This window comes from Ignavibacteria bacterium (genome assembly GCA_017302895.1).
Classification (GTDB): domain Bacteria; phylum Bacteroidota; class Ignavibacteria; order Ignavibacteriales; family Ignavibacteriaceae; genus UTCHB3.
Window position 1 is genome coordinate 624,654 of sequence record JAFLBV010000001.1, and the last position, 13,769, is coordinate 638,422.

Annotated in this window: 13 protein-coding genes; 5 read left to right on the plus strand and 8 right to left on the minus strand. The window is 44.4% G+C overall.

Annotated elements, in window-relative coordinates; all coding sequences use genetic code 11:
* Window positions 1–24: 24 nt before the first annotated feature.
* Window positions 25–495 (minus strand): tryptophan-rich sensory protein, encoded by a 471-nt coding sequence (locus J0L60_02460; GenBank protein MBN8544971.1) that lies wholly within the window; start codon window positions 493–495, stop codon window positions 25–27.
* A gap of 157 nt (window positions 496–652) precedes the next feature.
* Here J0L60_02460 and J0L60_02465 point away from each other — a divergent pair, with 157 nt between their 5' ends.
* Window positions 653–1,381 carry a DUF255 domain-containing protein gene (locus tag J0L60_02465; protein ID MBN8544972.1) on the plus strand — a complete coding sequence of 243 codons (729 nt, stop codon included), beginning with the start codon at window positions 653–655 and terminating at the stop codon, window positions 1,379–1,381.
* Between the two features lie 50 nt (window positions 1,382–1,431).
* Entirely contained in the window at window positions 1,432–2,448 is a 1,017-nt protein-coding gene (locus J0L60_02470) for a pirin family protein (GenBank protein MBN8544973.1), read from the plus strand.
* A 48-nt stretch (window positions 2,449–2,496) separates the two neighbouring features.
* Here the strand turns inward: J0L60_02470 and J0L60_02475 are convergent, their stop codons facing one another.
* Genes J0L60_02475 through J0L60_02505 form a run of 7 tightly spaced genes read right to left on the minus strand, consistent with a single transcriptional unit; the run spans window position 2,497 to window position 9,004 of the window.
* Complete coding sequence (locus J0L60_02475; protein MBN8544974.1) at window positions 2,497–3,117, minus strand: bifunctional phosphoribosyl-AMP cyclohydrolase/phosphoribosyl-ATP diphosphatase HisIE; 621 nt, start codon at window positions 3,115–3,117, stop codon at window positions 2,497–2,499.
* Complete coding sequence (gene hisF, locus J0L60_02480; protein MBN8544975.1) at window positions 3,114–3,869, minus strand: imidazole glycerol phosphate synthase subunit HisF; 756 nt, start codon at window positions 3,867–3,869, stop codon at window positions 3,114–3,116. The genes J0L60_02475 and hisF overlap by 4 nt, the downstream gene beginning before the upstream one ends.
* Window positions 3,859–4,575, minus strand: a complete 717-nt coding sequence (gene hisA / locus J0L60_02485) for a 1-(5-phosphoribosyl)-5-[(5-phosphoribosylamino)methylideneamino]imidazole-4-carboxamide isomerase (protein MBN8544976.1) — start codon at window positions 4,573–4,575, stop codon at window positions 3,859–3,861. Before hisA ends, hisF begins: the two co-directional genes overlap by 11 nt.
* On the minus strand, window positions 4,569–5,165 hold the full coding sequence (gene hisH, locus J0L60_02490) for an imidazole glycerol phosphate synthase subunit HisH (GenBank protein ID MBN8544977.1): 597 nt from the start codon (window positions 5,163–5,165) through the stop codon (window positions 4,569–4,571). Before hisH ends, hisA begins: the two co-directional genes overlap by 7 nt.
* On the minus strand, window positions 5,162–6,838 hold the full coding sequence (gene hisC / locus J0L60_02495) for a histidinol-phosphate transaminase (GenBank protein ID MBN8544978.1): 1,677 nt from the start codon (window positions 6,836–6,838) through the stop codon (window positions 5,162–5,164). Before hisC ends, hisH begins: the two co-directional genes overlap by 4 nt.
* Complete coding sequence (gene hisD, locus J0L60_02500) at window positions 6,835–8,118, minus strand: histidinol dehydrogenase (GenBank protein MBN8544979.1); 1,284 nt, start codon at window positions 8,116–8,118, stop codon at window positions 6,835–6,837. The genes hisC and hisD overlap by 4 nt, the downstream gene beginning before the upstream one ends.
* 7 nt (window positions 8,119–8,125) lie before the next feature.
* A complete protein-coding gene (locus J0L60_02505; protein ID MBN8544980.1) occupies window positions 8,126–9,004 on the minus strand; it encodes an ATP phosphoribosyltransferase in 879 nt (292 codons plus the stop codon).
* 367 nt (window positions 9,005–9,371) lie between these two features.
* On the opposite strand from J0L60_02505, the gene J0L60_02510 reads away from it, so the two are divergent.
* From J0L60_02510 to cydB, 3 genes are all read left to right on the plus strand, one after another.
* Window positions 9,372–10,985: a peptide chain release factor 3 gene (locus tag J0L60_02510; protein ID MBN8544981.1), complete on the plus strand. Its 1,614-nt coding sequence runs from the start codon at window positions 9,372–9,374 to the stop codon at window positions 10,983–10,985.
* A 172-nt stretch (window positions 10,986–11,157) separates the two neighbouring features.
* A complete protein-coding gene (locus J0L60_02515) occupies window positions 11,158–12,519 on the plus strand; it encodes a cytochrome ubiquinol oxidase subunit I (GenBank protein ID MBN8544982.1) in 1,362 nt (453 codons plus the stop codon).
* A gap of 2 nt (window positions 12,520–12,521) precedes the next feature.
* Window positions 12,522–13,550, plus strand: coding sequence for a cytochrome d ubiquinol oxidase subunit II (gene cydB, locus J0L60_02520; GenBank protein MBN8544983.1), 1,029 nt, complete (start codon window positions 12,522–12,524; stop codon window positions 13,548–13,550).
* Window positions 13,551–13,769: the final 219 nt, after the last annotated feature.

Genomic DNA, 13,769 nt, shown 5'->3' on the forward strand with positions numbered 1-13,769 from the left:
GCCTTCTAAACGGGGGCAGCTTTTTTATTTGTTCAAAATCCAGATCGCTCCATTAAGCGCGGAAGCGAAAGTAACCCAAAGAATGTACGGAATTTGCAGAAGTGCTGCCTTTTTATTTACGGGGTAAAAGGTGAGAATCATCGCAAGTACCGAAATCCAAACGAGGATAATCTCGAAAAAAGCCACTCCGATGAGACGGAACTCAAAAAAGATGAAACTCCATGCGAAATTGAATGCCAGTTGGATAAAAAAGACTTTCAAGGCTCTGGTTCGCAATCCACCCTTTTCTGATTCCCAGATCAGGTATAATCCAACTCCCATAAGAATGTACAGCAAAGACCACATTGGACCAAAAATCCAGTTAGGCGGGCTGAAAACGGGTTTGTTCAAATACATATACCACGACTTTATGTTTGGCGTGGTTGCGAGTCCGGCTATACTTCCAACCAGAAGGGGAATTGAGACAGCAACGAGTATTTTGAGAAACTTATTCATATTAATCTTCCATTCTAAACATTTTTCTTCTATTTACCTTGACATGGTGTGGCCGATGGAACCTTATAGTGTGGTAAAGGTATAAAAAAGGTAAATTGCAACACTAATTTAAACACTTTTGCCGGTTAAACGGCTTTCCCCCCAAATGGAGTAAATAATGAAATTTTACATCAGGATATCCGTCCTTTTTCTTCTCTTAAGCGGCGTTATGATTCCCCAGTCTTTGAAGTGGTACACCCCCGCTGAAGGATTTGCCAAAGCAGCAAAGGAGAATAAAACTGTTCTACTCGATGCCTACACTGAATGGTGCGGCTGGTGCAAGGTTATGGATACAGCCACATACGGCAAGCAAAATGTTATAGATTTGCTTAACAAGGACTTTGTATGCATCAAATACAATCCTGAGACCGACGGCAACATTTCAATAGCGGGAAAATCATTCACTCCTGAACAATTCGGCAAATCATTTAAGATTTCGGGTTATCCAGCCACTGCTTTCTATACTTCCAAGGGTGAATTTATTCAAACAATTACCGGATATATTGAGCAGGAAGAATTTGCGACAAAGATACTTCCCTTCATTCTTAGCGGAGAGGCTTTCAAAACAAATTACGGCTCGATGAAATACCTCAAGGCTCTTGACGAATTTGCAAAACAGGGAATGAATTCATCGTTGAAACTTGCATACGCTCTTGTCTATTTTGAAGTGGAGGGGGATGAAGCAAAAGCAGTAAATACTGTAAAAGAGATTGAGCAAACCGATAGCCTCTTCTGGCTTGCTGGTGAAATTCTCGCCTACTTTAACGACCGTGAAAATTACGAACTGAGCCCAAAAGGACAGGAAAAAATTCAGGAAATAGTGCAGCAGTATCTCAGAGTAGAATAAACATGCTTTTAGAAGTTATATTTCGTGATTAATCAAAAAAGAGTGTAAATATGGAAACAAACCCGATAATTGCAGTCGTACCGCTTAGTTTTCAATGGCCCGTTTTGGATCCGTTTATTTTTTGCGCACATCACAACGACCACTATCCCCGCGGAAATGGTGAAATGGGTCCTGCAGCTTCCCTTGAGGGAAGACGCCTCGGTGAGGATTTTGTGGTGAAAGACGGGTGGCGGATGTATCACGGTGAATCAGTTCCCGGGTTTCCGGCACATCCACACAGAGGATTTGAGACTGTTACTGTGGTGATGCAAGGATTTGTTGATCATTCCGACTCTCACAAACAGGCCGGCAGATACGGTAACGGCGATGTTCAGTGGATGACGGCAGGAAGCGGACTTCAGCACTCGGAAATGTTTCCTCTGATCAACGAGGATAAGGAAAATCCTCTCGAACTGTTCCAGGTGTGGTTAAACCTTCCGCGCGAAAAGAAAATGGCTCCCCCTTACTTTAAAATGTTGTGGGCGGATGAAATTCCCGTTGTAACCGTAAAGGATGAGACAGGTCTTAAAACAGAAATCAACCTGATAGCTGGTAGAATTGGCGATGTTCAGGCACCCGCACCGGCTCCTGATTCGTGGGCTGCAAATCCGGAAAATGAAGTGGCAATCTGGACAATTAAAATGGAGCCCGGAGCGGTCTGGGAGATACCCAAAGCCTCTGAAAACGCATTCAGAGTCATCTTCTTTTACAGAGGAGCATCCATCCTCGTGGAAGAAACACTTGTAAATGAATATACTGCAGTACAGTTAAAAGCCGATTCTTCAGTAAAGATTACCGCAGGCGAAACAGATTGCTTCATTTTTCTGCTTCAGGGTATGCCCATAAATGAACCGGTATATCAGTATGGCCCTTTTGTTATGAATACAAAAGCCGAAATAACTAAAGCTTTTGTCGATTTTGACCAGACTCAATTCGGTGGCTGGCCCTGGGAAAGGCGCGACAATGTTTTCCCCAAAGATGTCGAACGGTTTGCCGAGCATATCGACGGAAGAAAAGAAATAAAATAATCCCGTTTTTACTCACGATATTGTGAAGGTAGAGATTCTTTTGAGTCTCTACCTGCCGTGTCTCGCCATAAGTGTTTCAATCACTTCGCCCTGGTTGATCCCCTGTTCCGACAAAAGAACAAGCAGATGAAACAACAGGTCTGCCGACTCGTTTTTTATCTCTTCCTTGTTCCTGTTTTTTGCCGCAATTACCACCTCAACAGCCTCTTCACCCACTTTTTGGATAATCCTGTCTGCCCCTCTCTTAAAAAGGGAAGTGGTGTAAGACCCCTCCGGCAACTTCTCTCTCCTCTCTTCGATTACCGAGAAAAGCCTGTCAAGAAAAGCAAACGGGATTGCCTCATTTTCACCAAAGCAGGTGTGTGAACCTGTGTGACAGACAGGACCGGCCGGTTTTGCTTTTATCAGGAGCGTATCATTGTCACAGTCAGGGATGATCTCTTCCACAAATAGAAAATTTCCGGATTCTTCGCCTTTGGTCCAGAGTCTCCCCTTCGTTCTGCTGAAAAAAGTTACCTTTCCTGTTGAGATCGTCTGTGTGACAGCCTCATTGTTCATGAATCCTACCATAAGAACCTGCCCTGAATGGTAATCGGTGATTACGGCAGGGATCAGACCGCCCATTTTCTTAAAATCCAATAAACCTGTTTCAAAAATTCTGTTTTTCATGATCTTGTTTCAACTCCATTCTTTCTTAAAAATTCTTTTAATTCGGGGATTGCGAGTTCACCAAAATGGAACAATCCTGCAGCGAGACAGGCATCCACACCCGCTTTTTCGAAGGCATCGAGGAAGTGCTGCTTGTTCCCTGCTCCACCTGATGCAATAACGGGGATATTCACTTCACCCTGTAAACGGGATAAGAAATCGATATCGAATCCTTTTCTTGTACCGTCGCAGTGCATGGAAGTGAGAAGTATCTCTCCCGCACCAAGGTTTTCCACCTCTTTGCACCAAATAAAACCGTCAAAATCTGTCTTCTTCTTCCCGCCGCTAACATAAACGGGATACTGTCCGCCTTCAAGATTTATGTCAATTGCGGCAACAACTGCCTGACTCCCGAATCTGTAAGCTGCTTCGGTAATAAATCCGGGATTTCGTACAATCGAACTGTTCAATGAAACCTTGTCGGCTCCCGCCCTCAACAGTTTTTCAATGTCAGACAATTCCGAAATGCCTCCACCAACAGTAAAAGGTATTGAGATTGCTTTTGCAACCTCTTCCACAAAAGCGAAGATTGTTTTCCTCCTCTCAAGTGTTGCGGTGATGTCGAGGAATACCAGTTCGTCAGCTCCGCTGTCAGAGTAGAGGGCTGCGAGTTCAATGGCATCACCCGCATCTTTAAGTCCGACGAAATTTGTTCCTTTTACGACCCTTCCCTCTTTGACATCAAGGCAGGGGATTATCCTTTTAGCAGGCATCTTTCATCTCCTCGAGGGTGATTTTGTTTTCATAGTACGCTTTCCCGACCACAACAGAGGGGACATTGCTTTCTTTTAATTGTTGAAGGTCGGTTTTGTCTTTTACCCCACCCGAAGCGATCAGGAATATGCCGGGGAAATCTTTAACAAGCTTTTTATAGAGTGACAGATTTGTCCCCTCGAGGGTCCCGTCCTTGCTGATATCGGTGACAAGGAATGAATTTATTCCGAGTGACCGGCAGTAGCTGATTTGATCCTCAAGTCTGATAACCGAAGTCGATTCCCAGCCGTCAACAGCAATCATGCCGTCTCTCGAATCACTCGCGGAAATAATTGCGTTTGCACCAATCTCACTTGTAATTTTTTCAAAAATGTCTCTGTTTTTCACGGAAATGGAGCCTGCGACAAGAAAATCCACTCCGCTTTCCAAAACCCGAAGTGCATCATCGAGCGTTCTTACTCCACCGCCCGACTGAATTTCCACAGGAAACAGAGATTTTATCTCCCTGACAAGGTTCATAATCCGGGGTTTTCGCTCCCTTGCGCCTGAGAGATCCACGATGTGAAGCCTGTTAAATCCTGCCTCAACGAATTTTTCCACAACCTTAACGAGTGTAGAGGAATATGTGGTGACGGAGTCAAATTCTCCTTTTACGAGTCGAACCACTTTCCCGTCAAGGATATCCATTGCCGGAATGACTAACATTTTACCTCCATTTCAATAAAATTTTGAAGCGTTTGCTTTCCCTGTGTCGATGACTTTTCGGGATGAAACTGAACGCCAAAAAAATTGTCTTTCTGAATCGCCGCTGAATATTGCCCGCCGTTTTCAGATTCAGCAATCGTAAACGATGAGACGGGAAGGTAATACGAGTGGGCAAAGTAGAACCATTCACCACTTTTTAATCCGTTAAAAAGTCCAAATGGATCTTTGAAAGTCACCTTGTTCCACCCCATCAGAGGCACCTTTGTTTTACCCCTGTCGAAGAGAATGCATTTCCCCGGAATGACACCGAGACAATCGATATCCCCCTCCTCAGAGTGGTCAACAAGCAGTTGCATCCCAAGGCAGATACCGAGAAACGGTTTTTTCCAGCCCTTCATCAGATCGACCAGTCCTTTTTCTCTCAGACTCTCCATCGCAAAGCGGGCGGAGCCAACCCCGGGGAGAATCAGTTTGTCGCATTTTTCGAGTTCATCAGTTGAGGAAGAAACAATGAAATCAGCACCAAGCCGGGAGAGGGCATAACCCACCGACGCAGTATTGCCTGCACCATAATCGATAATTCCTGTCACAACACCCCCTTTGTTGAGGGGAGGGAACCTTGAGTTCTCTCGTCAAGTCGGGCAGCTTCATTTAATGCTTTTGCAAATGCTTTGAATATCGCTTCGATTTTATGATGATCATTTTTCCCGCTTGCCTTTATAACGATGTTTGCTTTCATTCCGGATGCCATGGCTCTGAAAAACTCCTCCGCCAGTTCGGCAGGAAACTCACCGATGAACTCCCTCTTAAACTTTGCCTTAAACTTAAGATGTGTTCTTCCACCGAGGTCGATTGCACAGCTTGCTTCGGAATCATCCATAGGAATCCAGAATCCATACCTTTGTATTCCTGCTTTGTTTCCGAGTGCTTTTAGAAGTGTCTCACCGAGAACTATACCGGTGTCTTCGACAGTGTGGTGTTCGTCAATTCCGAGATCACCGTTCACCTTTATTTTCAGTCCGATATTTCCGTGCCTTGCAATCTGGTCGAGCATGTGATCAAAAAATCCGATTCCGGTTGAGATTTGTGAATTGCCGGGTTCATCAAGCCTTACTTCAATCGCAATGTCGGTTTCCTTTGTTTTTCTTTGTGTAACTGCAAAACGGCCGTTTTGAGCGGGATTATCAAACCCGGTGATTTCAGGGTAAAAAGAGTATATTTCCGACATCACACTTATGAGGAGGGCTATTTCCTCCTTTGTACCGACGGAGATCCTTACACAGTTCTTCAACAGTGATTGTGAGGAACGATCCCTGATAATTATCTTTCTTTTAGCCAGCTCGCTGCATAGAAAACCGGAATCCTGCACCTTCACAAGAAGGAAGTTGGCATCGGATGGAAACACTTTTTCAACTGCGGGGAACTGAACCAGCAGATCGGCAAGGTATTTCCTGAGTTTAACTATCTCATCGAGAGATTTTGCAAAAAAAGGAATCCTGTCGATCGTTTCAAGGAGTTTCTTTTCGGTCAGCTTGTTGATCGAGTATGGTGCCTTAATCTTGAAGAGGTAATCCACGAGTTCCGTATTTCCGCAAAGATACCCGATTCTGGCACCGGCAAGACCATAAACCTTTGAAAATGTTCTCATTACACAGAGGTTTGGGATTGTTATCGAGTCTTTTATAAACCCGTCACCATTTCCAAAACCGATGTATGCTTCATCAACCACAACCAGACCGCGAAACTTTTCTGTTATCTTAATTACTTCCATTCGCTCCAAAAGATTGCCAGTTGGATTGTTGGGTGAGCAAAGGAAAATAATTTTAGTCGAATCTGTTACCATTTCAAGGAGTTTATTGGCATTCAGCGTAAATCCATCTTCTTCCAGCTCACTGGTTTTGATTCTGATATTATGGATATTGCAGACTGTTTCATACATCCCGTAAGAGGGTGTAATGGTCAAAACCTCGTCCTTACCCGGATCACAGAACAGTTTTACCAGAAGGTCGATTATCTCGTCACTTCCCACTCCGAAGAAAAGGTTTTCGCTTTTTATTTGCAGATACGCTGCAAGCCGTTCCCGAAGGGCAGTTTGAGCGGGGTCGGGGTATCTGCAAAGGTCGGGGTCGGAAAGTCCGTTCATCGATGCAAGTGGATTTTCATTTGCATCAAGAAATGTATAGTCTTCTCCTTTATAGAGGTCCCGTGCGGATGAGTATGGTTTAACATCCACGAGGTGTTTTCGAATAATCGTTTTTATCATAGTGACATCCTTGTTGTTACGGCAGCAGCGTGGGCATCCAGTTTCTCAATTTCTGCCAGTGTGACCACTGTTTCGGAAATCCTTTTCAATCCATCTCTGCTCAGTTCCTGAAAAGTAATTCCTTTCATAAATGATTCGACAGCTACACCTCCCGTTGCGCGGGCATAACCCGATGTGGGAAGTGAGTGATTTGTCCCTGAAGCGTAATCACCGGCACTTTCGGGAGACCACTGACCAATGAATACCGATCCCGCATTTATGACTTTACTCTTTAGCATGCGTGCATCTTTTGTGTTGATTATCAGGTGCTCGGGGGCATATTTATTGGAAATCGTAAACGCATCTTCAATGTTTGCCACCTTCACCAGCCGGCTGTTGGAAAGGCTGCCTTCCATTTCTTTCTTCCTTGGGAGAAGGGACATCTGTTGGGCAAGTTCCTGTTCCACTTCATCAATAAGCATTTCAGAGGTGGATAGAAGAATTGTCTGGGAATCAGTCCCGTGTTCAGCCTGTGAAAGTAGATCTGCAGCTACAAACCGGGCATCGGCTGTTTCATCGGCAATTATCAACAGTTCGCTCGGACCTGCCGGCATATCGATGGAGCAACCTGAGCCGTCTGTCGAGACTGCCATTTTTGCGGCAGTAACGAACTGATTACCGGGACCGAAAATTTTATCAACTCTATCCACTCCTTCCACTCCGTAAGCAAGCATCGCAACAGCCTGGGCACCACCGACCGCGTATATTTCAGAAATTCCGCAAAGGTTTGCGGCGTATAATACAGCAGGCTCAACTTTTTCAGATGCGGGAGTAACCAATACAACCCGTTTACACCCTGCAATCATGGCAGGCACCCCAAGCATAAGTACGGTTGAAGGGAGCACAGCAGAACCACCGGGAATATATAACCCAACATTTTCAATCGGAATAAATTTTCTCTCACACAAAACACCTTCTGCTGTTTCAACGGAATAATCGACGGGTTTTTGCGGTTTGTGGAATGCAAGAATATTATCAAAAGCCAACTGAATCGCATTTTTTGACCGTGAGTCAAGCCCCTTAATCGCATCCTCGATCTCGTCTTTAGTGAGCCGGATACTAACCCTTCTGAATCTGTCAAATTTTTCTGCATATTTAATTACTGCCTTTAGTCCATCTGACTTTACTTCGGAGATTATGGCTTCCGCTGTCTTCCGGGCAGATGAGATATCGAGTCCCGTTCTGGCAGTCACTCCGCCGAGAATATCTTTGGTAAGATTTGTTGCATCAATTTTTTTCATACAGTCCTTACGGTATCATGTTTTCAATTGGCAGAACCAGAATTCCCGTAGCCCCCGCATTTTTAAGAGGGTCGAGTACCTCCCAGATGTATCCTGACGGAACAACTGCATGAACTGCGACAGTTGATTCATCAAAAAGCGGAAGAATAGTCGGACTTTTTGAAGCGGGAATCATTTTAATTACCTCCTCAAGTGAAGCTTTAGGTACATTCATCATCAAGTATTTCGATTTTCTTGCAGTAATCACCGATCTTATTCTTTTCAACAGATCGGAGACGAGTTGCTCTTTTACCGGATTGTCCCGTAACGCCGGGGATGCAATAAGTGCGGCTTCCGACTCAAAAACAGTAAAGCCCCTTTTTAATTTGTTCAGTTTGAGTGTGTTGCCTGTAGAGACAATATCACAGATTACATCGGCGATACCGAGAGCGGGAGCGATCTCCACCGAACCGGAAATCTCAATGATTCTTGCTTCGATACCGTTCTCAGAAAGAAATCTTCCAAGAATTGAGGGGTATGTGGTTGCGATTTTCTTTCCGACAAGCCCGGAAACATCATCAATTTGCATCGAATCGGGGTATGCGATCATAATACGGCACTTCCCGAAACCGAGTTTTTCCTTCAGGTCTATCGATACAGGCTTTTCAGTTATTACATTTTCACCGACTATACCAAGGTCGGCAACGCCATCCTGAACATATTCGGGGATATCATCATCCCTGAGGAAAAGAATGTCCGCAGGAAAGTTGGTAGCAGAGATATAGAGGCGGTCGGTATAGTTGTCTATCCCGAGTCCGCACATATTCAGGAGCTCAATCGATTTTTCAGTGAGCCTTCCTTTTTTCTGAACCGCGATTTTTAAGTTGCCATTATTGAGGGGAAACATCAGAGTCCTTTAAAATAAAAAAAGCCCCGGCGCTGTGCCGAGGCTCTTTAGTTATCAAAAACAACATAGATCACCGCCGACACATACCGTGTGCTAAATGATGATGGTGATGAATGTTGGTTAAGTTTTCAAAAATCATGCTGTAAAAATATAAGAATTTTCTTTCATGTCAAGGGGAATTATTTTTCTACGAAGGAGATGTCCACTCAAGAAGTGCTCCAAAGCCTCAAATTTCCCCCAAATTTGTTATATTTACGCATGCTTTACAAAAAATTCCACGACTCCACTCCGATTTGAGAGCCCGGCGGCTCCGCCACTTCCTTTTATAAAACTTTTTTATCCCTTTTTAGCAATTTAACTTCAAACAATGACAAGTATATCAAAACAGATAAACAGCAGAAAAACTTTCGCAATTATAAGCCATCCCGATGCGGGAAAAACGACTTTAACCGAGAAGCTCCTCCTTTTTGGCGGTGCCATTCAGGTGGCAGGAGCGGTAAAATCAAACAAAATTAAGAAAACCGCCACCTCCGACTTTCTCGAGATAGAGAAGCAGCGCGGCATCTCTGTAACCACATCGGTGATGAACTTCAGTTACAAAGGGGAGAAAATCAATCTTCTCGATACTCCGGGTCACAAGGATTTTGCCGAGGATACCTACAGAACCCTGACAGCGGTCGACAGCGTAATTCTTGTTATCGATTGCGTAAAAGGTGTTGAGGAGCAGACCGAAAAACTGATGAAAGTCTGCCGGATGAGGGAAACCCCCGTGATTGTTTTTATAAACAAGCTTGACCGTGAAGGTCGCGACCCCGTTGAACTGCTGGATGAAATAGAGGCAAAACTTGATATCAGGGTAAGACCCCTTAGCTGGCCTCTCGGTATGGGAAAAGAGTTCAAGGGAGTTTACAATATTTTCGAAAATACATTCAACTTCTTCAGTCCGAGCAAACAAACAGTTGAAAAGGATGTGGAGACTTTCGCAGGTCCCCGTGATCCCGAATTTGTAAAACTTTTCGGGAAAGACGCTGAAAAACTTGATCATGAACTCGACCTTATCAACGGCGTTTACGGTGATTTTGTTGAAGAGGACTATCTGAACGGTTCGCTGGCCCCCGTCTTTTTTGGGAGCGCACTCAATAATTTCGGCGTCAGGGAACTGCTCGATACTTTTATTAAAATTGCACCCAACCCAAGACACCGCGATTCCACAAAAGGAAGAATTGAACCCGAAAGTGACAATTTCTCCGGATTTGTATTCAAGATTCACGCGAACCTTGACCCCAAACACCGCGACAGAATCGCCTTTCTTCGCGTTTGCTCGGGTAAATTCGAGAGAAATAAGTTTTATCACCATGTCCGTCTCGACAGGAATATCAGATTTGCTAATCCTGCAACCTTTATGGCACAGGACAAAAATCTGATTGAGGAAGCATTCCCCGGCGATGTTATCGGCCTTTATGATTCAGGCATCTTCAAGATCGGCGATACGCTTACCGAAGGGGAGAAGTTCATGTTCAAGGGAATTCCTTCCTTCTCGCCTGAGATTTTTAAGGAACTTGTCCTCAATGATCCGCTGAAATCGAAACAACTGGAGAAGGGAATTCTGCAATTGACCGATGAAGGTCTGGCACAGGTATTTCTGCAGACCTCGACAAACAGAAAAGTGGTCGGCACTGTCGGCGAACTCCAGTTTGATGTTATCCAGTATCGCCTGATCAACGAGTATGGTGCGGACTGCCGATTTAGACCGCTAAACTATTACAGAGCCTGCTGGGTTAAATATGATTCCATCGACGACATTTCAGAATTGCTGCGGCTTCGCTCCCACAATCTTTTCCACGACAAACACAAAAACCTCACATTTCTTGCCGAATCGGTCTATCAGCTTGAACTGGCAAAGGATAAAAATCCAAAAGCGCAGTTTCTTTTCAGCATCGAACACAACTCCGAGACCGTTGAAATGGAAAAGATTGCTTAAGTAATCCGTCTGATTTTTCCTCCTGAGGCTCTCGATTTGATGAATTGAGAGCCTCGATTATTTCAACCCCGTTTTAACACAATTCCATACCTCAATATTTCCTATATTTAAACATAATTTTAGATTAATTGTATGATTTTTTAATATTTGGTTCATTACATCCGGCACAGTTATGACAACTGAACTTTGGGCTCGACTCCAGTTTGCTTTTACAATCTCATTTCATTACATCTATCCACCACTTAGTATAGGTCTTGGAATTATCCTCGTGATCATGGAGGGTATGTATCTGAAAACGGGGAACAAGATGTATGAGATAATGACAAAGTTCTGGGTGAAGATATTCGCACTCACATTTGCAATGGGGGTTGCCACCGGAATTGTAATGGAATTTGAGTTTGGTACCAACTGGTCAACCTACTCGCGATTTGTAGGTGATATCTTTGGAAGCGCCCTCGCTGCCGAGGGAATATTTGCCTTCTTTCTCGAATCAGGATTTTTGGCGATACTTCTTTTTGGGTGGAACAGGGTGAGCCCCCGGGTACACTTCTTTTCAACTTGTATGGTTTCGCTTGGCTCAATGCTTAGTGCCGTTTGGATAGTGGTTGCAAATTCATGGCAGCAGACCCCCGCAGGATATCACATTGTGGAGAACGGGGGTATAGCCAGAGCAGAAATAACAGATTTCTGGGCGATGGTTTTTAATCCCTCAAGCGTCGACCGGCTTTCCCACACTCTCGGCGGATCATTTCTCGCGGGAGCTTTTCTTGTGGTTTCGGTGAGTGCCTACTATCTGTTAAAAAATCGACATGAAGACATTGCAAAAGCAGGACTGAAAATTGCACTGGGTGTTGCGTTTTTCGGTGTGTTTTTCCAGCTTTTTACAGGGCACTCAAGCGCTCAGGGAGTGGCAAAAAATCAACCCGCGAAACTCGCAGCATTCGAGGCTCATTATGACTCCCTCGCCCCGGGTGACCTTTACATGTTCGGCTGGGTGAATGAAAAAGACAAAACTGTCACGGGCATAGCAATACCGGGAATGTTAAGTTTCCTGATTCATGGAGATACAAAAACTCCAATAAGGGGACTCGACAGTTTCCCAAAGGGTGAAACTCCTCCCGTACAAATGACTTTTCAGACCTATCATACGATGGTGGCTATCGGGTTTACCCTGATCGGTCTCGTGCTTATTTCCCTCTTCCTTCTTTGGCGGGGGAAGCTCTTCACCTCGGTGCTTTGGCTTAAAGTTCTCGTCGTTTCGGTACTTCTTCCTCAGATTGCCAATCAACTGGGCTGGTACACAGCCGAAATCGGTCGACAACCATGGGTTGTTTACGGTTTGTTGAAGACTTCAGACGGCTTGTCGAAAGTGGTCACCTCAGAGCACATTATCTTTTCTCTGGTGCTTTTTACCCTGATTTATGCGGGTCTTTTTGTTGTATTCCTTTATTTGTTAGACAAGAAGATAAAACACGGGCCCGATGATCATGTAATGGAACTTGATCTCAGCGAAAAACCAAGGTTGATGGAGTAGCGATGGAATTTACATTAGACATAAACACAATATGGTTCATTCTGATCGGCGTCCTGCTGTCCGGTTACGGTATTCTCGATGGATTCGACCTTGGTGTAGGGTCTCTTCACCTCCTCACCAAATCGGATCTCGACCGGAGGATTCTCCTCAACTCAATCGGACCTGTCTGGGACGGCAATGAAGTGTGGCTCGTCACGGGAGGTGGTGCCCTTTTCGCCGCATTTCCTGATGTATATGCCACTGCATTCTCGGGGTTCTATATCCCTTTTATGCTGTTGCTTTTTGTACTGATCTTTCGGGCGGTCTCGATTGAAGTGCGGAGTAAAAGCGAAGGGAAACACTGGCGCGCAGGCTGGGACAGGGCTTTCTCAATCTCCAGTATGGTGATCTCCCTCCTCATCGGCATAACAATCGGAAATGTAATTCTCGGTTTACCGATAGGGAAAGACAAGGAACTTTACAGCAGTGTCATTGACATGTTGAATCCTTACGCCCTTCTTGTCGGACTGACAACCCTCGCCGCCTTCATGATGCATGGATCAATATACCTCGCCATGAAAACAGAGGGCGAACTTCAGAAACAGGTGCGCGGGTGGATAAACAATACAATAATTTTCTTTGTGATTACATATGTGACCGCAACTATGGCAACCCTCATTTACATCCCTCACATGGTTGAACCATTCAGACAGCACCCGTCATTTTTTGCACTCGCAATTCTGAACATGCTCGCAATTGCCAACATCCCGCGCGAGATAAACCGCGGTAAGGATTTCTTTGCCTTCCTCTCTTCATCGGCAGCAATTCTTAGCCTTATGGCTCTTTTTGCAGTCGGTCTTTTCCCCAACTTTCTTATCTCTTCAATTTCACCCGAATATAATCTGACGATTTACAACGCTGCCTCTTCCGAAAAAACACTGGATACAATGCTCACCATGGTGATCATTGGAATTCCATTTGTACTCGCCTATACGATCAGCATTTACTGGGTTTTCAGGGGTAAAGTGAAACTTGATCATATGAGTTATTGAAAAGATTTTCAGAGTCATAAAATTCATTTGTAGCAGAAAACCACTACCTGCCTGGCATAATATTAAACATACAACTAGTTTGACCTCATTTAATATTAGACTTGTAATTATTTGATTGCAAATTAAATGAATTTTTCATAGTTTAAATTGTAATTCTGAAAAATCCTTTGCAGGTTGTTTAGGGCATTGTGGCAGGCGGTACATCACAGCAATAAAACC

Coding starts and splice junctions, on each gene's coding strand:
- J0L60_02460 (MBN8544971.1), bottom strand. CDS start 495: ATGAATAAGTTTCTCAAAATACTCGTTGCTGTCTCAATTCCCCTTCTG.
- J0L60_02465 (MBN8544972.1), top strand. CDS start 653: ATGAAATTTTACATCAGGATATCCGTCCTTTTTCTTCTCTTAAGCGGC.
- J0L60_02470 (MBN8544973.1), top strand. CDS start 1,432: ATGGAAACAAACCCGATAATTGCAGTCGTACCGCTTAGTTTTCAATGG.
- J0L60_02475 (MBN8544974.1), bottom strand. CDS start 3,117: ATGAAAAACAGAATTTTTGAAACAGGTTTATTGGATTTTAAGAAAATG.
- hisF (MBN8544975.1), bottom strand. CDS start 3,869: ATGCCTGCTAAAAGGATAATCCCCTGCCTTGATGTCAAAGAGGGAAGG.
- hisA (MBN8544976.1), bottom strand. CDS start 4,575: ATGTTAGTCATTCCGGCAATGGATATCCTTGACGGGAAAGTGGTTCGA.
- hisC (MBN8544978.1), bottom strand. CDS start 6,838: ATGATAAAAACGATTATTCGAAAACACCTCGTGGATGTTAAACCATAC.
- hisD (MBN8544979.1), bottom strand. CDS start 8,118: ATGAAAAAAATTGATGCAACAAATCTTACCAAAGATATTCTCGGCGGA.
- J0L60_02505 (MBN8544980.1), bottom strand. CDS start 9,004: ATGTTTCCCCTCAATAATGGCAACTTAAAAATCGCGGTTCAGAAAAAA.
- J0L60_02510 (MBN8544981.1), top strand. CDS start 9,372: ATGACAAGTATATCAAAACAGATAAACAGCAGAAAAACTTTCGCAATT.
- J0L60_02515 (MBN8544982.1), top strand. CDS start 11,158: ATGACAACTGAACTTTGGGCTCGACTCCAGTTTGCTTTTACAATCTCA.
- cydB (MBN8544983.1), top strand. CDS start 12,522: ATGGAATTTACATTAGACATAAACACAATATGGTTCATTCTGATCGGC.